Source organism: Hydrogenophaga sp. (assembly GCF_028698005.1).
Lineage (GTDB): Bacteria > Pseudomonadota > Gammaproteobacteria > Burkholderiales > Burkholderiaceae_C > Hydrogenophaga.
Window position 1 is genome coordinate 1 of sequence record NZ_JAQVEJ010000044.1, and the last position, 19,934, is coordinate 19,934.

General features: G+C 68.9%; 14 protein-coding genes. 7 read left to right on the forward strand and 7 right to left on the reverse strand.

Going from position 1 to position 19,934, the window contains the following annotated elements; translation table 11 throughout:
• Positions 1-16: 16 nt before the first annotated feature.
• Genes PHQ87_RS06680 through def form a run of 3 tightly spaced genes read right to left on the reverse strand, consistent with a single transcriptional unit; the run spans position 17 to position 3,139 of the window.
• The gene (locus PHQ87_RS06680; protein WP_300232340.1) at positions 17-1,162 is read right to left on the reverse strand and encodes an efflux RND transporter periplasmic adaptor subunit; all 1,146 of its coding nucleotides are present in this window, start codon (positions 1,160-1,162) and stop codon (positions 17-19) included.
• A gap of 5 nt (positions 1,163-1,167) precedes the next feature.
• Positions 1,168-2,601 (reverse strand): efflux transporter outer membrane subunit, encoded by a 1,434-nt coding sequence (locus PHQ87_RS06685; RefSeq protein WP_300232343.1) that lies wholly within the window; start codon positions 2,599-2,601, stop codon positions 1,168-1,170.
• Between the two features lies 1 nt (position 2,602).
• Positions 2,603-3,139, reverse strand: a complete 537-nt coding sequence (gene def, locus PHQ87_RS06690) for a peptide deformylase (RefSeq protein ID WP_300232345.1) — start codon at positions 3,137-3,139, stop codon at positions 2,603-2,605.
• A 160-nt stretch (positions 3,140-3,299) separates the two neighbouring features.
• On the opposite strand from def, the gene PHQ87_RS06695 reads away from it, so the two are divergent.
• On the forward strand, positions 3,300-3,665 hold the full coding sequence (locus PHQ87_RS06695; RefSeq protein WP_300232347.1) for a hypothetical protein: 366 nt from the start codon (positions 3,300-3,302) through the stop codon (positions 3,663-3,665).
• Between the two features lie 12 nt (positions 3,666-3,677).
• Here PHQ87_RS06695 and ligA read toward each other — a convergent pair whose 3' ends face one another.
• From ligA to PHQ87_RS06715, 4 genes are all read right to left on the reverse strand, one after another.
• The gene (gene ligA, locus PHQ87_RS06700; RefSeq protein ID WP_300232349.1) at positions 3,678-5,738 is read right to left on the reverse strand and encodes an NAD-dependent DNA ligase LigA; all 2,061 of its coding nucleotides are present in this window, start codon (positions 5,736-5,738) and stop codon (positions 3,678-3,680) included.
• Positions 5,735-6,946: a cell division protein ZipA C-terminal FtsZ-binding domain-containing protein gene (locus PHQ87_RS06705; RefSeq protein WP_300232351.1), complete on the reverse strand. Its 1,212-nt coding sequence runs from the start codon at positions 6,944-6,946 to the stop codon at positions 5,735-5,737. Before PHQ87_RS06705 ends, ligA begins: the two co-directional genes overlap by 4 nt.
• Before the next feature lie 33 nt (positions 6,947-6,979).
• Entirely contained in the window at positions 6,980-10,504 is a 3,525-nt protein-coding gene (smc, locus tag PHQ87_RS06710; RefSeq protein WP_300232353.1) for a chromosome segregation protein SMC, read from the reverse strand.
• 121 nt (positions 10,505-10,625) lie between these two features.
• On the reverse strand, positions 10,626-12,455 hold the full coding sequence (locus PHQ87_RS06715; protein WP_300232354.1) for a long-chain fatty acid--CoA ligase: 1,830 nt from the start codon (positions 12,453-12,455) through the stop codon (positions 10,626-10,628).
• 204 nt (positions 12,456-12,659) lie between these two features.
• Between PHQ87_RS06715 and dapC the strand changes: the two genes are divergently transcribed.
• The 6 genes from dapC to PHQ87_RS06745 form a co-directional block, all read left to right on the forward strand.
• Complete coding sequence (dapC, locus tag PHQ87_RS06720; protein ID WP_300232356.1) at positions 12,660-13,880, forward strand: succinyldiaminopimelate transaminase; 1,221 nt, start codon at positions 12,660-12,662, stop codon at positions 13,878-13,880.
• Between the two features lie 50 nt (positions 13,881-13,930).
• Positions 13,931-14,764, forward strand: coding sequence for a 2,3,4,5-tetrahydropyridine-2,6-dicarboxylate N-succinyltransferase (gene dapD / locus PHQ87_RS06725; RefSeq protein WP_300232358.1), 834 nt, complete (start codon positions 13,931-13,933; stop codon positions 14,762-14,764).
• A gap of 44 nt (positions 14,765-14,808) precedes the next feature.
• Positions 14,809-15,969, forward strand: coding sequence for a PilT/PilU family type 4a pilus ATPase (locus PHQ87_RS06730; protein WP_300232360.1), 1,161 nt, complete (start codon positions 14,809-14,811; stop codon positions 15,967-15,969).
• Positions 15,969-17,126: a succinyl-diaminopimelate desuccinylase gene (gene dapE / locus PHQ87_RS06735; protein ID WP_300232363.1), complete on the forward strand. Its 1,158-nt coding sequence runs from the start codon at positions 15,969-15,971 to the stop codon at positions 17,124-17,126. Before PHQ87_RS06730 ends, dapE begins: the two co-directional genes overlap by 1 nt.
• Positions 17,123-18,010: a 50S ribosomal protein L3 N(5)-glutamine methyltransferase gene (prmB, locus tag PHQ87_RS06740; protein WP_300232366.1), complete on the forward strand. Its 888-nt coding sequence runs from the start codon at positions 17,123-17,125 to the stop codon at positions 18,008-18,010. Before dapE ends, prmB begins: the two co-directional genes overlap by 4 nt.
• Positions 18,007-19,934 (forward strand): ATP-binding cassette domain-containing protein (locus PHQ87_RS06745; protein WP_300232368.1); only part of this gene is annotated, 1,928 nt, incomplete at its 3' end. The genes prmB and PHQ87_RS06745, both read left to right, overlap by 4 nt.

Here is a 19,934-nt window from a genome sequence, read left to right on the forward strand (position 1 = left end):
CCGCTCTTCCGATCTCTCAGTCTGCGACCTTGACCAGGTCACCCTCGTTCAGGAAGCCGGCACCCTGCACGGCGACCCGGTCGCCGGGTTCGAGCCCGTCCACCGCTTCCACCCGGTCGCCAACGCGCCGGCCGGTGGTGATGCGCCGGGCCTCGGCCTTGTCGTCGGGGCCGATCACGAACACGTAGCTGTGGCCGTCGCGCACGACCACGGCCTGCGCCGGCACCGTCAACGCCGTGGTTTGGCCCTGGCTGAAGAGACCCCGCGCGTAGCTGCCCGCCTTCAGTGGTGTGCCGCGTGGCAGATCGACGTAGACCAGCACATTGCGCGTGAGCGGATCGGCGGTCGGCGCGATGGCGCGTACCGCCCCTTCCACCTGCTGGCCGCTGGCCGAGGTCAGGCGTGCCTTGGCGCCCACGTCAATGCGTTCGACTTCGGTGGCCGTGACCTCGGCACGCCATTCGAGGCGCCCCTGGCGCACCAGCCGGAACAGTTCCTGGCCGGCCCCGACCACCGCGCCAACCGTCGCCGGGCGGGCCGAGATGATCCCGTCGTCGGGCGACTTCACCTCGGTGCTGGCCAGCCGCACCTGCGTCGCCGCATAGGCGGCCCGTGCCGCTTCGAGCTGGGCCTGCGCCACCCGCTCCTGCGTCATGTACTGGGCAATCTGCGACTGCGAGAGGGCTCCGCTGTCCTGGATGGCCCGTGCCCGGTCGGCATCGGACTTGGCGTTCTCGTACGCGGCCTCGGCCTGCGCCAGCGCCGCCTTGGCCTGCAGGCTTTCGGCCTGTGTCGTCTCGCCCGCCAGCACGGCCAGCACCTGGCCCTTGCGCACGGTGTCGCCCACGTTCACGTTCACCGCCTGCAGCCGCAAGCCGGACAGCTCGGCGCCCACGCTGGCTTCCTGCCACGCCGCGATGCTGCCATTGGCCTCCAGTGTCACTTCCAGCTCGCGTGGCTCCGGTTTCGCCACGCTCACCGTCAGCGCCGGCCGCAACTCGCCCGCGCCATTGGCTGCGTCGCCACTGGCCGCCACCGGCACCTCTTCCCCGGTCTGTCGGCCGACCGTGAACCACACGGTCAATGCCAGGACCACCAGCACCGCCACCAGCCAGGGCCAGGCTTTGCCGGCCATGCGAATCGGGTTCATCTCGCGCTTCATGCGTGTCATTCCTGGGAAAGGGCTTGCCGGGGATCGAAACCGCCGCCAAGGGCCACGTACAGGGCAATCCAGGCCTGGATGCGCTCCTGCAGCAGCGCCACCGACGCACTGTCGGCGGCCAGCTTCAGGCGGCGGGCTTCTTCAAGTTCGTTCAGATTGGCCAGGCCCACACGGTAGCGCGCCTCGGTGGCGCGCAGCGAGCGGTCATAGCCGTCGACGGCGGTTGCCGTGGCTTCCACGCGCGCGGCCAGCGAGGACTGTGCCACCAGCGATTGCTCGACCTCGGCCACGGCCTGGCGCAGGGTCGCCGCGTATGCACGTGCCGCGGCCTCGTAACGTGCCTCGGCCGCACTGGCCTGCGCCCGCAGGCCCTCGCGCCCGAGCAGCGGCAGGCTCAGCGTGAACGGCCCGACCGACCACGAGTTCAGCGTGATGTCCGTGCCACCGCCGGAGAACCGGTTGCGCATCACATTGCCCGAGAGGCTGAGCGATGGCCACAGCGCCGCCTGGGACACATGGACGCCTTCGGCGGCAGCCATCAGATCCTGCTGCGCGCGGTACACGTCGGGCCGCTGGCGGATGACATCGGCCGGCAGTGCACGCACCGACAGCATCGACTGCAGTGCACCATGTCCGGGTAGCGGCGGCGCCTCGGACAGTTGCTGCCGCAGCTGCGGCTCGGACATGCCCGTCAGGGCCACCAGGCCCTTGAGCTGCTGCTCGCACACGGCCTGCTGCTGCGCCTGGCGGTTGCGGCCATCGGCGGCGCTCGCCCGAGCCAGCGCCGCCACCGCCGGCGCCGTGAAACCAGCCTGTTCGGTGATGTCGTTGCTGCGCGCCGTGCGCTCGCGCGACGCGCGGTCATCGGTCACCACCGCCAGTTGCCGCAAGCAGAGGCGATAGCCGTAATACGCCTGTGCGGTTTCCGCCGCCACCAGCACGCGGGCCGCATGCCAGCCGGCACCGGCCGACGCCTCGTCGGCGCGCGCGGCGCGCACCGAGGCCGCGTTGCCGCCCCACAGATCCACCGTCCACGAGGCCTGCAAGCCCGCGCTCAGGGTCGTTCCCAGGGGCAGCTCGATACTCGGCTCGCGCACCGCATTGGCCACGGCGGACACCTGCGGGCGGCCCGCCACCTCGACACCGGCGACCGCCGCCCTGGCGGCCTCGACCTGGGCCCGCGCCGCCGCGATGGACGGGCCGAGTTCCTGGGCGCCCGCAATCAGGTCCGCCAGCACCGGGTCGGCCCAGCGCTGCCACCACTGCGTCAGCTCGGTCGTCTTCCCATCATGGGGCAGAGGGGGTGCGTACCAGCGCGGTGCCAGCGCCTGCTCCTGTGCGGCCAGCTCCTGCGGATAACGGGCTGGCGTGCCCGCGCAGCCGGCCAGCACCAGCAAGGCAACGGCCAGCACGGCATGGGTGGGCTTGTCGGCTCTCAATTCAGTCGTCCTCTGCGTCAAGCCCCGGAAACAGCACATCGGTGAAGCCGAACCGGGAGAAATCGCGCACGCGCATCGGGTACAGGACGCCCTGCAGGTGATCGCATTCGTGCTGCACCACGCGCGCGTGAAAACCTTCCACCTCGCGGTCAATGGGCTGGCCCTGCAAATCGAAGCCCTGGTAGCGGATGTGCCGCCAGCGCGGCACGACGCCGCGCAGCCCCGGCACCGACAGACAGCCTTCCCAACCCTCCTCCTCTTCACGGCCCAAGGGTGTGATCACCGGATTGACCAGCACGGTCTTCGGGACCACAGGGGCCTCGGGATAGCGCGGATTGGGTGCGCCGGTGCCGAAAATGACCACCTGCAAGTCTACGCCGATCTGCGGTGCCGCCAGCCCCGCCCCATTGGCGGCCACCATGGTGGCTTCCATGTCGGCCACCAGACGGCGCAGTTCGGGGGTATCGAAGGCCGTGACAGGCCGGGCAACGCGCAGCAGTCGCGCATCGCCCATCTTGAGGATCGGCTGGACGGTCATGGACAGGTAAAACGGGGTGGGTATCCGGACGAACCCGGTTGGCGCACAATTGTCCACGATGTAGAGTCGCTCCCATACCCGCCCAGGTACAAGAGCGACGCCATGAGGGACGTCGCCCTGGCACAGCGCGCTCCCCACCCCTCACCCCGTGGAGGCCACCATGTTGACGCCAACGCTTCGGGCGCAGCCCCATCCTCGCATCCTGCAAAGCGGCCTGCTGGCCCTCCTGCTCGGAGCGGTCTGCTGGTCAAGCAGCGCACGCGCTCAGGGCGCCGCGATCTTCCAGGATGCCGATCTGGCGCTGGGCGAAGACCTCATCGCCGAGCACCAGTGCGCCCAGTGCCACATCCGGACCGTGGGCGGCGATGGCAGCGCCATCTACAACCCCAAGGGCCGCATCAACACGCCGGGCCTGCTGCGCGGCATGGTCGAGGGCTGCAATACCAAGTTCAATTTCGGGCTGTTCCCCGAAGAGGTCACGGCGATCGCCGCGGTGCTCAACCGGGACTACTACAAGTTCAAGTAAGCGCGGGAGGCCTCAGCCGGCCAGCAGCGCCAGCATGCCCGCCTCGTCGATCACGGCGATGCCCAGTTCGCGCGCCTTGTCCAGCTTGCTGCCCGCCTCCTCGCCGGCCACCACGTAGTCGGTCTTCTTGCTGACCGAGCCGGCCACCTTGGCGCCGGCGGCCTCCAGCATCTCCTTGGCCTGCTCGCGCCGGAGGGTGGGGAAGGTGCCGGTCAGCACGAAGGTCTTGCCCGCCAGCGCCAGGCTGGCCTTCGGCGCGGGTTCGCCCTCTTCCCAGTGGACACCCGCCGCCCGCAACTGCTCCACCACCTCGCGGTTGTGCGGCTGCTGAAAGAACGTGTGCAGGCTTTGCGCCACCACGGGGCCGACATCCGGCACCTCCAGCAGTTGCTCGACACCGGCATCCATGATGCGGTCGAGCGTGCCGAAATGCCGGGCCAGGTCCTTGGCCGTGGCCTCGCCCACGTGGCGGATGCCCAGCGCGAAAAGAAAGCGCGCGAGCGTGGTCTTCTTGCTCTTTTCCAGTGCCGACACCAGGTTCTGGGCGCTCTTGTCGGCCATGCGATCCAGTGCGGCGAGCTTGGCCACGCCCAGGGTATAGAGTTCCGGCAGCGTGCGGATCAGGCCGCCGTCAACGAGCTGGTCAACCAGTTTTTCGCCCAGCCCCTCAATGTCCATGGCGCGCCGGCTGGCGAAATGCAGCAGCGCCTGCTTGCGCTGCGCGGCGCAGAACAGGCCGCCCGAGCAACGGTGGTCGATGCCGCCCTTTTCGCGCACGACGGTGCTGCCGCAGATCGGGCAAGTGGCCGGCATGCGGAAATTCGGCACATAGCCCGGGCGCGGTCCCGGCACGCGTCCCACCACCTCGGGGATCACGTCGCCGGCGCGGCGCACGATGACCGTGTCGCCCACGCGCACACCCTTGCGGCGCATCTCGAACAGGTTGTGCAAGGTGGCGTTGCTGACGGTGGTGCCACCCACGAACACGGGTTCGAGCTTGGCGACCGGCGTCAGCTTGCCGGTGCGGCCCACCTGGATCTCGATGGCGTTCAGGCGCGTCATCTGCTCCTGCGCCGGGTACTTGTGGGCCACGGCCCAGCGCGGCTCGCGCGTCTTGAAGCCCAGTTGCCGCTGCAGCGCGACGCTGTTGACCTTGTAGACGATGCCGTCGATGTCGAAGTCCAGGCTGTCGCGCAGGCGGCTCATCGCCTCATGGAAGGCCACCAGTCCCTGCGCCCCGCGCGTCACGGTGCGGTGCGCGCAGACCGGCAGGCCCATGCCAATGAAGGCATCGAGCATCGCGCCGTGGGTGCCCGGTACCTCCCAGCCGCGCACCTCACCCAGGCCATAGGCGTAGAAACTGAGCGGGCGCTGCGCCGTCACGGCCGGATCGAGCTGACGCACGGCACCGGCGGCGGTGTTGCGCGGGTTGACGTAGGTTTTTTCGCCCTTCTCGCGCTGGCGTTCGTTCAGCCGCTCGAAGGCCGAGCGCTTCATGTAGACCTCGCCGCGCACCTCGATCACCTCGGCCTCGACACCCTGCAGACGCAGGGGGATCTGCGCGATGGTGCGGATGTTCTGCGTCACGTCCTCGCCGGTCTCGCCATCGCCGCGCGTGGCCGCCTGCACCAGCACGCCGCGCTCGTAGCGCAGGTTGATGGCCAGGCCATCGAACTTCAGCTCGGCCGCATACTCGACCGGCGGTTCATCGGGCGCCAGCCCCAGTTCGCGCCGCACGCGGGCATCGAAGGCGATGGCGCCCTCCGCCGTGGTGTCGGTCTCGGTCTGGATCGAGAGCATGGGCACGGCGTGGCGCACGGGCATCAGACCGTCGAGCACCTGGCCGATGACGCGCTGCGTCGGGCTGTCCGGCGTGCGCAACTCGGGGTGCTCGCCCTCGATGGCCTGGAGCTCCTGGAACAGGCGGTCGTACTCGGCGTCCGGGATCTCCGGTGCATCGAGCACGTAGTAGCGGTGTGCGTGGTAATGCAGCAGGCGGCGCAGCTCGGCGGCGCGCGCCTCGGGTGAGCCGGGCGGTGGCGGCTCCAGCCCGTCGAACAGGTCCCCGGTCATGAGAAGAGCCGGCGTGCCTGCGGCGAGCCGGCCGCCAGGTCGCGCGCGTCCAGCGCGTCGTACAGGTTGTCCAGATCGGCGCCGATGCTGTCCATCACGTCGGGGCCCAGTGGCCGGCCGGCATCGTCGGTGACCACGCCATCCATCGCCTCGGCCAGCGCCGAAGCCACCTGACGCAGGCGCGTGAAGGGCTGCTCATCACGCGGCACGTGCGTGACCTCCAGCGACAGCGCCACCTCGCGCAGCGCGCTTTGTTCGGGGTCGTCGGCCATGGCGGCCTGGGCATCGTAGACCAGGCTGAGGATGGGCACCCGCCCAGGCTGGCTGGCGGGCAGCACCATACGGCCAGGCAATGCGCCCACCACGAAACCCAGGCGGCTGGCGTGCTGTGCCACGTAACCGGGGCTCCAGGCGGCGCGACGGGCCCGCACCATGAACCCCAACTGGGCATCGTGCCCGCTGGCAAAGCCATCGAGCTCGCGCGCACGCGCCACCTCGGCCAGCATGTCGGGGAAATCCGCCGCAGCACCCACCGCATCGGCGAAGGCCTGGGCCTTCATCACGAATTCCGAGAACTCGATCTCGTTGAGTGCCCCCGAGCGGTTGGCCAGTTGCACGCCGGCCTGCAGCGCCACATAGCGCTGCCCCACCCGCGGCGCTTCCCACTCGCCACCGGCCTCGCTCTGGCCTTCCACCGCAAACGGCTTGCTGCCCACCCGTCGCGTGGCCGGCAGCGCGGCCAGCACCGCCTCGCCCGACACCGGCGCGTCGAGCGACAGCGGCGCGATGACGTCGATCAGCGCATCCAGGCTGGGGCGCCGCTCGGGCACGTGCACGGCGTGGCTGAGTGTCACCACGGCCTGCGGCGGCCGGACATCACCGCCGGCACCACCCGGGGGCAGCGCGTCGCCGCCGGCCGGCGGCATGACATCGTCGGCGTGCACCCGAGGATCGGCCCCCAGCGGATCGGCCGGCGCGTCGCTCAACGGGTCTCCCAACACCGGCTCCACCCGGTCGGGGTGGGTGGCGGCCTCCGGCGACAGGGCGCTGCCCGCTGCTCCCAGGGACGGCTCGGTTTCGCGCGTGAGTGGCTCGCTCTCGCGCGCCGTGCGCGGCGTGCTGCGCCGTGTGACCCAGGCGTTGTAGGCCACGACGCCGGCCAGAACGAGGCCGCCGATGATCGCCAGGCTCAGTTGCAATGTGCTCATGGTTTGCTTGAATGTGCGTGCGTGTCTGACCGGTCAGGAGGGCTCCATCATGCCGGCGGCGGACTCCATGTCCACCGCCACGATGCGCGAAACGCCCTGCTCCTGCATCGTCACGCCGATGAGCTGTTCGGCCATCTCCATGGCAATCTTGTTGTGGCTGATGAACAGGAACTGCGTGCCCTGGCGGCTCATCTTGGTGACCAGCCGGGCATAGCGCTCGGTGTTCGCGTCGTCCAGCGGCGCGTCCACCTCATCGAGCAGGCAGAACGGTGCCGGATTGAGCTGGAAGATCGCGAACACCAGCGCGATGGCCGTGAGCGCCTTCTCGCCGCCCGAGAGCAGGTGGATGGTCTGGTTCTTCTTGCCGGGCGGCTGGGCCATGACCTGCACGCCGGCGTCGAGGATTTCCTCGCCGGTCATGACCAGCTTGGCGTTGCCGCCGCCAAACAGCTCGGGGAACATGGTGCCGAAATGGCCGTTGACGGTCTCGAAGGTGTTGCCCAGCAGTTCGCGCGTCTCGTTGTCGATTCTGCGGATCGCGTCTTCCAGGGTGTCGATGGCCTCGTTCAGGTCCTGGGACTGGGCGTCGAGGAAGGTCTTGCGCTCGCGTGCGGCACTCAGCTCGTCCAGAGCCGCCAGGTTGACGGCGCCCAGCGACTGGATGTCGCGGTGCAGGCGGTCGATCTCGCCCTGCAGGCCGGCCAGCCGCACGTTGCCTTCGGTGATGCTCTGCGCGACGACGGCCAGATCGGCCTGGGCCTCGGCCAGTTGCTGGCCGTACTGCTCCATGCCCAGCCGTGCGGCCTGCTCCTTGAGCTGGAAATCGGTGATGCGCTGGCGCAGCGGCTCCAGTTCGCGTTCGAGTTGCAGGCGGCGTTCGTCCATCGCTCGCAACTTCTGTGTCAGGTCATCGTACTGGCTGCGCAGCGCCGCCAGCGCCTGCTCGCGCTCCAGCTTGGCGGCCAGCGCCGCCTGCAGACCGGCCTGTGCCGTCGCATCGGTCAGGCGGGCCAGTTCTTCGGCCGCCACGACCTGCTCCTGCGCCAGGGTCTGCTCCTGGGCGGCCGCGGTGTCGATCGAGCGGCGCAGCTCGGCCTGACGGGCCTGCAGGGTGCGCAGGGCGAAGGCCGCCTCCTGGGCGGTGCGCTCCAGCGCGCGCTGCTGCTCGCGCGCCTGCCCCAGTTTCCGCTCCGCCTCGATCACCTGGTCGTCGAGCTGGGCATGGCGCTCCTGGCTGTCGGCCAGTTGCATGTCCAGTTCCTCGAAGCGTGCCTCGGCCGTGACGCGTCGCTCCTGCAACTCTTCGAGCTGGCCCTCAACCTCGGCCAGATCGGCGCCGATCTGCTCGCCGCGCACGCGGGTCTGTTCGGCCATCTGGGTCAGGCGCAGCGCCTCGACCTGCAATTCGTGCGCACGGCTGCGCGCCTCGCCCGATTCGCGCCGTGCCGCCACCAGGCGCTGCGAGGCATCGGTGTAGGCCGCCTCGGCACGCACCAGATCCGCCCTGGCCTGCTCGGCGATCAGCACCTGGGCCCTGAGCTGCTTGTCCAGATGGTCGATTTCCTGGGCACGCGCCAGCATGCCCGATTGCTCGCTGTCGGGTGCGTAGAAGCTGACGCCGTGGGCCGAGACCGCATGGCCGCTGGCCACGTAAATGGCCTGGCCGGGCTGCAACTGCGCACGCTGGGCCAGGGCCTCGTCAAGGCTGCCGGCGGTGAAGCACCCGTGCAGCCAATCGGCCAGCAGCGCCTGCAGGCCGGCATCGCCCAGGCGCAGCCAGTCCACCAGTGGCCTGAGCCCGGCAGGCCCGGCCAGATCGCCCACGGCCGCCGTGGCCGGGCTGTAGAAGGTCAGCTTGGCCGGCGGCGCATCGTTGGCGAAGGCGCGCACCATCTCCAGGCGTGACACCTCCAGCGCCGACAGCCGCTCGCGCAAGGCCGCCTCGAGCGCGTTTTCCCAGCCCGCCTCGATGTGCAGTCGGCTCCACAATCCCTGCAATCCGTCCAGGCCATGCTTGCTCAGCCAGGGTTGCAGCTTGCCATCGGTCCTGACCTTGTCCTGCAGTGCCCGCAGGGCATCGAGCCGGGCCGCCAGCTCGCTTTGCCGGGCCGATTCCTGGTTGACGCCCTGCTGGGCTGCACGGCGCCGTTCATCCAGTTGCGGCACACCGTCCTGCAGTTCGTGCAACACGGCCTCCGCGAGCTCGGCGGCCTCGCTGGCGGCGTCGAGCTGGCCCTGCACCTCCTGCAGGCGCGCCTCGTCGGGCGCCCCCAGGGCATTGCGATCGGCCAGCAGACGCTCGCGCCGCTGATTGAGCTGGCGCACCTGCTCGTCGATGCTGCGCTGCTCGGCGGCCAGCACCTGGATCTGCTGCTGCACCTGAGCCACGCTGGCACGCTGTTCGTTGGCACGGTTCTGCGCCGCGCGCAAGGCATCTTCCAGTGCCGGCAGCGTGCCGGTCTGCTCCTCGCCCTGCGCCGCCAGGATGGCGGACTTCTCCTCCGCCTCCTCCATGGCGGCCGCCACCTGCTCCAGCTCGGTGCCGGCATCTTCGCGCCGGCTTGCCCAGCCCGCGATCTGTTCGCGCAACTGCAGCAAACGCTGCTCGGCCCGCTGGCGTCCCTCGACCACAAAGCGGATTTCGGCTTCGAGCTTGCCGACCTCGGCGCTGGCCTCGTACAGCTTGCCCTGGGCCTGGTTGACCTGATCACCCGCCGCGTAATGCGCCTGGCGGATGGTCTCCAGATCGGCCTCGGCACGCCGCAGGTCGGCCATGCGCGACTCCAGGTCGTTGACGGCCCGCGCCGCCTCGGTCTTGATGCGAACCTGCTCGCCCTCGGCCTCGGCGCGCTTGAGGAACCAGAGCTGGTGCTGCTTGAGCGTGGCCGCGGCGTTCAGGTCATGGTAGCGTGCCGCCACCTCGGCCTGCTTCTCCAGCTTCTCCAGGTTGGCATTGAGTTCGCGCAGGATGTCCTCGACCCGCGTCAGGTTCTCGCGCGTATCGGCCAGCCGGTTGGCGGTCTCGCGCCGGCGCTCCTTGTATTTGGAGACACCGGCCGCCTCTTCGAGGAACAGGCGCAACTCCTCGGGCCGGGATTCGATGATCCGGCTGATGGTGCCCTGGCCGATGATGGCGTAGGCGCGCGGGCCCAGGCCGGTGCCCAGGAACACGTCCTGCACGTCACGGCGGCGCACCGGCTGGTTGTTGATGTAGTAGCTGCTGGTGCCGTCGCGCGTGAGCACACGCTTGACGGCGATCTCGGTGAACTGGCTCCACTGGCCGCCGGCACGGTGATCGCTGTTGTCGAACACCAGCTCGACACTGGAGCGGCTGGCCGGCTTGCGGCTGGTGGTGCCGTTGAAGATGACGTCCTGCATGGACTCGCCACGCAGCTCGGACGCCTTGGACTCGCCCAGCACCCAGCGCACCGCGTCCATGATGTTGGACTTGCCGCAGCCATTCGGCCCCACCACCCCGACCAGTTGCCCCGGCAACATGAAGGCGGTCGGTTCGGCAAAGGACTTGAAGCCCGAGAGCTTGATGGATGTCAGACGCACGAAGAACCCTGTTTCTCGCCGCGCGGGCGCAAGCCCTTGATTTTGTTCGAAAAGTCTGCGTCCCGGCGACACAGCCGGGCGCGGGCGTGAAACGCGATGTTAACTGAGGCCTGATGCCCGCTCAGCGGCGGTAGATGCGCTCCATTTCGTTCTGGAAATATGCCGCCAGGTTGTTGCGTTTGAGCTTCAGCGTTGGCGTGAGCAGGCTGTTGTCCGGCGTCCACGGCGTCAGCGTCGGCCACACGGCGCGCGGCTGTGCATAGTGGGGAAAACCGGACGTGGCCGCGCGGATGCGGGCCAGCAGCGCCTCGCGCACGTCGGAGCGGGCCAGCAACGCGTCGTCGCTGCCGTCCTCCCCCGCGCGCCAGCCCGAATGCCGGGCCAGCGCCGTCCAGGCGTCGCGGTCGAGCACGACGAAGGCGGCGATAAAGGGCCGGCCCTCGCCCACCACCCAGGCCTGGCCGAACAGGCTGTCGGCCAGGATGTACAGTCCCAGGTCGGCAGGCGAGACCTTTTCGCCCATGGAAGTGACGATAATTTCCTTGAGCCGGCCCTGGATGCGCAGGCGTCCATGCTCGAAGACACCCTGGTCACCGGTGCGGTACCAGCCGTCGTCGGACAAGACCTGGGCCGTGTCCTCGGGTCGTTTCCAGTAGCCACGCATGACGCTGGGACCACGGATCTGGATCTCGGCGTTCTCGCCGAGGCGGATCTCCGTCCCCTTGAGCGGGCGGCCGACCGTCTGCGGATCGTTGTCGTCCAGGCCGTTGGCGGCCGCCACGGGAGACGTTTCCGTCAGGCCGTAGCCCTGCACGATGGGCAGACCCAGGCCCAGGAAACACCGGGCCATGGCCGCCGACAGCGGCGCACCACCGCTGATGGCCACCCGGATGCGTCCGCCGAACTGTGCCAGCAGCGGCCGGGCCACCAGGCGTTGCAGCAGCGGCCACGCGAGCGCATCGCGCCAGGCCGGCACCCGGGCATCTTCTGCCGCGAGCGGCAGGCCCTGGCGACGGCGGAAGCGCCGCCAGCCCACGGCCTGCGCCTGCCCGAACAGCCGCTGACGCATGGCCGAACCCGCCAGCGCCTGCTGGATGCGGCCATAAATGCGTTCGTAGATGCGCGGCACCGAGATCAGCACGGTCGGCTGCTGGGTGTTCAGGTCCTCGCCCAGTTGCGCCACCGAGCGGGCAAAGGCCACGCAGGCACCGGCGGCCATCGGCAGGTAGTAGCCCGCCGTGCGCTCGAGCGTGTGCGACAGCGGGAGGAACGACAGGAACCGGTCGGCGGGAAACGCCGGCACACGCTCCAGCGTCGCCTTGACGTTGGCGACCACGTTGTCATGGGTCAGCATCACCCCCTTGGGCCTGCCGGTGGTGCCCGAGGTGTAGACCACCGCCGCCAGGTGGTCCGGCCCCGGTTCACGGCCCTCGGCCACGGGCCGCGCCAGCTCACCGGCCTGCAGCCATGCGTGCAAGGTCTGGACGCGGCCATCGGCGGCGGCCGACTCGCCCCGGCGCAGCACCACACGTGTCAGCGACGGCCATGCACCCCCCGTGCCCCGGATGGCATCCCACTGCTCGGGCTTGTTGACGATCAGCAGCGAGGCCTCGCAATCGGCGAGGATGTAGGCAATGCTGCCCGGGTTGTCCAGGTCGTGCATCGGCACAGGCACGCAGCCCAGCGACAGCACCGCCTGGTCCATGCATACGGCATCCAGGCTGTTGGGCAGCAGGATCGCCACGCGAGCACCCACAGGCAGAGGTTGCGCAAGCAGTGCGGCGCGCCACCGGGCAATGCGCTGGGCCGCCTGTGACCAGGTGGTGCTCACCCATGCGCGGCGCGTGGCGTCAAATTCACGGTAAGCCTCGCCGTCGGGCGTGGTCGCCACTCGCCAGGCCAGCAGTTGGGGCAGGGTTCGGACCTGCTCAAGAGAAATCGGATGGTTCATGCAAGACAGTCGCGAGCCTCACCGACACGACACCGCGTGCGTGGGTTGATCGTCCACGCGCGGCCCCCTTCACCGCCGGTGTGCACCCCCGGCCCGATGGCACCGGTATCGCCCGGTATCCCATGGTGGGCCGCTATTGTGCATGGATATCAACATCCCCGCGCTCCCGCTGGCCTCACCGGCACATCCCTGATAATCGGGCGCATGAATCCATTGCTTTCGAGCCTGCATCCGTACCCCTTCGAGCGCCTGCGTCTGCTGTTCGAGGATGTGACACCCGCGCCAGGCTACACACCGATCAGCCTGGGCATCGGTGAGCCCCGTCACGCCGCCCCGCAGATGCTCAAGGAAGCACTGGCCAGCGCGCTCGACACCGGCCTGTCGGGCTACCCGGCCACGGCGGGCGAGCCGGCATTGCGCCAGGCCTGCGCCGACTGGATGCAGCGCCGCTATGGCGTGACCGTCGATCCGGCCACAGAGGTCCTGTCCGTCAATGGCACACGCGAGGCCTTGTTCGCCTTTGCACAGACCGTGCTGGATCCGGCGAAACCGGGCGCCCTGCTGGCCTTCCCCAATCCGTTCTACCAGATCTACGAAGGCGCCGCCCTGCTCGGCGGTGTGCAGCCCTACTATGTGCCCAGCGATCCGGCACGCAATTTCGCCATCGACTGGGGCGGCGTGCCCGAGGATGTCTGGGCGCGGGTGCAGATGATCTACGTCTGCTCGCCCGGCAACCCGACGGGCGCGGTCATGCCGCTGGACGAGTGGAAGATGCTGTTCGAACTCAGCGACCGTTATGGCTTCGTGATCGCGTCGGACGAGTGCTACAGCGAGATCTACTTCCAGCCCGAGCCGCCACTGGGTGGGCTGGAGGCGGCAACCAGGCTCGGGCGCGACTTTCGCAACCTGATGATGTTCACGAGCCTGTCCAAGCGCTCCAACGTACCGGGTCTGCGCAGCGGTTTCGTGGCCGGCGATGCGGCGTTGATCAAGCCCTTTTTGCTCTACCGCACCTACCATGGCAGTGGCATGAGCCCGGTGGTGCAGACCGCCAGCATTGCGGCCTGGGGTGACGAGGCGCACGTGCAGGACAACCGGCGCCAGTACCGCGAGAAGTTCGCCCAGGTCACCCCGATGCTGGCCGAGGTGATGGACGTCGCCCTGCCCGACGCCTCTTTCTACCTGTGGGCCGGCGTGCCGGCTCGCTTTGCCCACCATACCCCCGGGCTGAGCGCCGACGTCGCCTTCGCCCGCGAATTGATGGCTCAATACAATGTGACGGTGCTCCCCGGCAGCTACCTGGCCCGGGAAGTGAACGGCATGAACCCGGGCGCCGGTCGTGTGCGCATGGCCCTGGTGGCCGAACCCGCCGAGTGCCTGGAAGCCGCCCGTCGCATCGTGGACTTCTGCCGCCAATCGGGCTGACACACCCCTTTTTTCATCCTTTCCTCTCATCGTCCACCCGCCAACCCAACATGAGCCAACAACTGCAAACCCTGATCGACAACGCCTGGGACCACCGCGCCGAGCTGTCGGTCGCCACCGCACCCAAGGAAGTGACCGACGCGGTTGAGCACGTCATCGCCGAACTCAATGCCGGCAAGCTGCGCGTGGCCACCCGCGAAGGCGTGGGCCAATGGAACGTGCACCAGTGGATCAAGAAGGCCGTGCTGCTGTCCTTCCGCCTACGGGACAACGAGATCATGCGCGGTGGCGACCTGGCCTTCTATGACAAGGTGCCGGTCAAATTTGCCGACCTGTCCGAAGCCGAGCTCAAGGCCGCCGGCGTGCGCGTGGTACCACCCGCCGTGGCGCGCCGGGGCAGTTTCGTGGCCAAGGGCGCCATCCTGATGCCCAGCTACGTGAACATCGGTGCCTATGTGGATGAAGGCACCATGGTCGATACCTGGGCCACCGTCGGCTCGTGCGCCCAGGTGGGCAAGAACGTGCACCTGTCGGGCGGTGTGGGCCTGGGTGGCGTGCTCGAACCCCTGCAGGCCAACCCCACCATCATCGAGGACAACTGCTTCATCGGCGCCCGCTCCGAAGTGGTCGAGGGCGTGATCGTGGAGGAAAACTCGGTGCTCGGCATGGGTGTCTACCTCGGCCAGAGCACCCCCATCTTCAACCGCGACACCGGCGAGATCAGCTACGGCCGTGTGCCGGCCGGCAGCGTGGTCATCAGCGGCAGCCTGCCCAAGAAGACGAAGTCCGGCCAGGACTACAGCACCTACGCGGCCATCATCGTCAAGACGGTCGATGCGCAAACACGCGCCAAGACCAGCCTGAACGACCTGCTGCGCGACTGACGACACCGCCCGAGACCCCCACCTGCGCGCACGAGGGACCGCACATGAACGACGGAACGATGGAGCGCATCCTGCGCCTGATGGCCGACAAAAAGGCATCCGACATCTACCTCTCGGCGCATGCGCCGGCGATGATCAAGATCAACGGCCAGACCATCCCCATCAACAGCCAGGTGCTGCCACCGGAGGCGCCACGCAACCTGCTGGCCGAGATCGTGCCGGCCACGCGCATGGAGGAACTGGTCGAAACCGGCGAGCTGAACATGGGCGTGCCCCTGGAGGGCGTGGGCAACTTTCGCGTCAGCGCCCTGCGCCAGCGCGGCAGCTACGCGGTGGTGGTCCGCTACATCCCCTCGGACGTGCCCCTGCTGGAGTCGCTCAACGTGGCACCGGTGCTGTCCCGGCTGGCCATGGAGAAGCGCGGTCTGGTCCTGATGGTGGGGGCCACCGGTGCCGGCAAGTCGACCACGCTGGCGGCCATGATCGACCACCGCAACGCGAACGCCTCGGGCCACATCCTGACCATCGAGGACCCGATCGAGTATGTCTTCCGGAACAAGAAGTCGGTCGTCAACCAGCGCGAAATCGGCTCCGACACGGCCTCGCTCCAGGTCGGCCTGAAGAACGCGCTGCGCCAGGCCCCCGACGTGATCCTGATCGGCGAGATCCGCGACCGCGAGACCATGACCGCCGCCATCGCCTACGCCCAGTCGGGCCACCTGTGCCTGGCCACACTGCACGCCAACAACAGCTACCAGGCGCTCAACCGCATCCTGTCCTTCTATCCGGTGGAAGTACGCCCCACCTTGCTGGGCGATCTGGCCTCGGCGCTGCGCTCCATCGTCTCGCAGCGTCTGCTGCGCACCCACACCGGCGGCCGCGTGCCGGCCATGGAGGTGATGCTCAACACCGCCCTGATCGCCGACCTGATCCAGAAGGCCGATTTTTCCGGTGTGCGCGAAGCCATGGAAAAGTCCCTGGCCGAGGGCTCGCAGACCTTCGAGCAGGATCTGGCACGCCTGATCCACGACGGCCTGATCTCGCGCAACGAGGGGCTGGCCCACGCCGACTCGCCGAACAACCTCATGTGGCGCCTGCAGAACGATTCCAAGGCCTCCAAGAGCGCGGGCGCCGCCGTGCAGCCGGAAGAAGACCACAGCGACCACGCCACCTTTACCGAGTTCACGCTCGACGTCAAATTCTGATGACCGACGCCCTGCAACTGACCGAGCAACTGATCGCACGGCCGTCGGTGACACCGCTGGACGCGGGCTGTCTCGATCTGATCGCCCAACGCCTGGGCGCACTGGGTTTTCGCTGTGAACGCCTGGACAGCGGGCCCGCCGACTTCCGCGTCGCCAACCTCTGGGCACGGCGGGGCACCGGGCAGCAACCCACCCTCGTGTGGGCCGGACACACCGATGTGGTGCCCACCGGCCCGCTGGAGCAGTGGGACAGCGACCCGTTCTCACCCACCCACCGCGACGGGCGCCTGTACGGCCGCGGCGCCAGCGACATGAAAGCCTCGCTCGCGGCCATGGTGGTGGCGTGCGAGGAATTCGTGCGCGCCAACCCCCACCCCTCCATTGACATCGCCTTCCTGCTGACCAGCGACGAGGAAGGCCCGGCCATTGACGGCACGGTCAAGGTCTGCGAGGCCCTGCAGGCCCGTGGCGAGCGGCTGGACTGGTGCATCGTCGGCGAGCCGACCTCGGTCGAGCGCACCGGCGACATGATCAAGAACGGCCGCCGCGGCACCATGAGCGGCAGGCTCACGGTCAAGGGCATCCAGGGCCACATCGCCTACCCGCAACTGGCGCGCAACCCCATCCACATGCTGGCGCCGGTCCTGGCCGAACTGGCTGCCACCGTCTGGGACCAGGGCAACGACTTTTTCCCGTCCACGAGCTGGCAGGTCAGCAACATCCACGGCGGTACCGGCGCCTCGAACGTGATCCCGGGCACCGTGGTGCTGGATTTCAACTTCCGCTTCTGCACCGAGTCCACCCCCGAGGGCCTGCAGCAGCGGGTGTCCGACATCCTGGCACGCCATGGCCTGCAGGCCGGGACGGACTACGAACTGGCCTGGACGGTCGGCGGCCTGCCCTTCCTGACCACGCCGGGCACGCTGGTGGACGCCGTCCGTGCGGCCATCCGCACCGAGACCGGCCTCGAGACCGAGCTCTCGACCACCGGCGGCACGAGCGACGGCCGCTTCATCGCCCGCATCTGTCCCCAGGTCATCGAGCTGGGCCCGCCCAACGCCACGATCCACAAGGTCAACGAGCACGTGGCCGTGGCCGACATCGAGCCGCTGAAGAACATCTACCGCCGGGTGCTGGAGCACCTGGCCCACGCATGACCCTTGCCGATCTCATCGCCGGCGCCGAGCGCCGCCTGCTCACCGCCGGCGTCGCCTTCGGCCATGGCACCAGCAACGCCCGCGACGAGGCCATCTGGCTCGTGCTCTGGCGCCTGGGCCTGCCGCTGGACGCCGACCTCGACGCGTTGGCCACCACCGAGGTCGATGACGCCGGCGCGCGGGCCGTGGACGAGCTCATCACCCGCCGCATCGAGACCCGCCGCCCGGCGGCCTACCTCACCGGCGAGGCCTGGCTGCAGGGTGTGCCCTTCCACGTGGACGAGCGCGTGATCGTGCCGCGCAGTTTCATCGCCGAGCTGATCGCCGATGGTGGTTTCGACGCCTGGCTGTCCGAGGACACGCGCGAGGTGCTGGACCTGTGCACCGGCAACGGCAGTCTGGCGGTACTGGCCGCCATGGCCTGGCCCGACGTGCGCGTGACCGGTGCCGACATCTCGCCCGATGCCCTGGACGTGGCCCGTCTGAATGTGCAGCGCCACGGCTTGCAGGAGCGCATCACGCTGGTCCGGTCCGACGGCCTGGCCGCCTGCCCCGGCCCCTGGGACCTGATCCTGTGCAACCCGCCCTACGTCAACGCCACCAGCATGGCTGCGCTGCCGCCCGAGTACCGTGCCGAGCCGGAGATTGCGCTGTCGGGCAACATGGACGGTGGCGCCGATGGCATGGATTTCATCCGGCGCTTTCTCGCCGATGCGCCCGCCCGCCTCTCACCCCATGGCGTCATCGTGCTGGAAATCGGCAACGAGCGCGAGCATTTCGAACGGGCATTCCCGGGGCTGGCCGCGGTCTGGCTGCCCACCAGCGCGGGCGATGACCAGGTGCTGCTCATCACCGCCGAAGCCTTGGGCCTCTTTTTCGCATGATCACCCTCCAGAACATCGTCCTTCGCCGCGGTGCGAAGGTCCTGCTCGATGGCGCCTCCTGCGTCATCAATCCCGGCGAGAAGGTCGGCCTGGTCGGGCGCAATGGCGCCGGCAAGTCCAGCCTGTTCCGCCTGCTCGACGGCACGCTGCACGAAGACCGGGGCGACTTCCACATTCCGGCGCACTGGCGCATGGCCCAGGTCGCGCAGGACATGCCAGAGACCGACCAGCCGGCCACCGGCTTCGTCATCGATGGCGACAGCCGGCTGGTGGAGGCCCGTCATGCCGTGCGCGAGGCCGAGGACTCGGGCGACGGCGAGCGCATGGCCACCGCTTACATGCACCTGCACGACGCCGGCGAACACGATGCCACGGCACGCGCCCAGGCACTGATCCTCGGCCTGGGCTTTCGGTCGGACGAGCTGGACAAACCGGTCAACAGTTTCTCGGGCGGCTGGCGCATGCGGCTGCAGCTCGCCCGCGCCCTGATGTGCCCGAGCGATCTGCTGCTGCTCGATGAGCCCACCAACCACCTGGACCTGGATGCCCTGGTCTGGCTCGAAAGCTGGCTCAAACGCTACGAGGGTACGCTGCTGGTCATCAGCCACGACCGCGAATTCCTCGATGCCGTCACCAACGTCACGATCCACATCGAACACGCCCGGTTGACGCGCTACGGCGGCCACTACAGCCGCTTCGAGGAAATGCGCGCCGAGCAGATGGCACTGCAGCAGGCCAGTTACGCCAAGCAGCAGGAAAAGATCGCCCACCTGCAGAAGTTCATCGACCGCTTCAAGGCCAAGGCCAGCAAGGCCAGGCAGGCACAGAGCCGCGTCAAGGCACTGGAGCGCATGGAGAAGATCGCACCGGTGCTCGCCGACGCCGAGTTCAGCTTCGAGTTTGCCGAGCCGGCCAGTCTGCCCAACCCCATGCTCGCGCTGCGCGACGTGGACTTCGGCTACCCCGGACCCGCCGAAGGGGATGCCCCCGTCACCATCGTGCGCGGCGTCACCCGCTCGGTGCTGGCCGGCCAGCGCATCGGCATCCTGGGTGCCAACGGCCAGGGCAAATCGACCGTGGTGAAGACCATCGCGCGCGACCTGGCCCCGCTGGCGGGCCAGATCACCGAAGGCAAGGGTCTGAACATCGGCTATTTCGCGCAGCAGGAACTGGACGTGCTGCGCCCGGATGAAAACCCGCTGCAGCACATGATCCGGCTCGCGCGCGAGTGCACCGCCGGCGGTCGCCTGAGCGGCCAGGACACCCGCGAGCAGGCGCTGCGCAACTTCCTCGGCGGCTTCAACTTCAGCGGCGACCAGGTGATGCAGGCCGTGGGCAGCATGAGCGGCGGCGAGAAGGCCCGGCTGGTGCTCTGCATGATCGTCTGGCAGCGCCCCAACCTGCTGCTGCTGGACGAACCCACCAACCACCTCGACCTGGCCACGCGCGAGGCACTGGCCGTCGCACTCAACGAGTTCGACGGCACCGTCATGCTCGTCAGCCACGACCGCGCGTTGCTGCGCGCCGTGTGCGACGAGTTCTGGCTCGTCTCGCGCGGCGGCATCGCCCCCTTCGACGGCGACCTCGACGACTACCAGCGCTACCTGCTCGACGTGGCCAAACAGTCGCGCGAAGCCCTGCGCCAGGAGGCCCGTTCGGGCACCGCCGCCAACAGCCCGTCGCCGCCCGCCCCCACGGGCAGCCCGCGCGGCAGCGCCGAGCAACGCCGCCAGGAGGCGCAGCGCCGCCAGCAACTGGCCGATCGGCTCAAGCCCCTGCGCAAGCAGTTGCAGCAGACCGAGCGGCACATGGCCAGCCTGAACGCCGAAAAGGCCGAGCTGGAAACGGCACTCAGCGAACCCTTGGCGCCCGCGGACATCGCCCAGGCCGGACGCCGGCTGAAGGCCGTGCTGGACGCGCTGGA

Excerpts from the sequence above, each read along its gene's own strand:
- PHQ87_RS06680 (WP_300232340.1), bottom strand. The coding sequence starts at position 1,162 with ATGAAGCGCGAGATGAACCCGATTCGCATGGCCGGCAAAGCCTGGCCC.
- def (WP_300232345.1), bottom strand. The coding sequence starts at position 3,139 with ATGACCGTCCAGCCGATCCTCAAGATGGGCGATGCGCGACTGCTGCGC.
- PHQ87_RS06695 (WP_300232347.1), top strand. The coding sequence starts at position 3,300 with ATGTTGACGCCAACGCTTCGGGCGCAGCCCCATCCTCGCATCCTGCAA.
- ligA (WP_300232349.1), bottom strand. The coding sequence starts at position 5,738 with ATGACCGGGGACCTGTTCGACGGGCTGGAGCCGCCACCGCCCGGCTCA.
- PHQ87_RS06705 (WP_300232351.1), bottom strand. The coding sequence starts at position 6,946 with ATGAGCACATTGCAACTGAGCCTGGCGATCATCGGCGGCCTCGTTCTG.
- PHQ87_RS06715 (WP_300232354.1), bottom strand. The coding sequence starts at position 12,455 with ATGAACCATCCGATTTCTCTTGAGCAGGTCCGAACCCTGCCCCAACTG.
- dapC (WP_300232356.1), top strand. The coding sequence starts at position 12,660 with ATGAATCCATTGCTTTCGAGCCTGCATCCGTACCCCTTCGAGCGCCTG.
- dapD (WP_300232358.1), top strand. The coding sequence starts at position 13,931 with ATGAGCCAACAACTGCAAACCCTGATCGACAACGCCTGGGACCACCGC.
- PHQ87_RS06730 (WP_300232360.1), top strand. The coding sequence starts at position 14,809 with ATGAACGACGGAACGATGGAGCGCATCCTGCGCCTGATGGCCGACAAA.
- dapE (WP_300232363.1), top strand. The coding sequence starts at position 15,969 with ATGACCGACGCCCTGCAACTGACCGAGCAACTGATCGCACGGCCGTCG.
- prmB (WP_300232366.1), top strand. The coding sequence starts at position 17,123 with ATGACCCTTGCCGATCTCATCGCCGGCGCCGAGCGCCGCCTGCTCACC.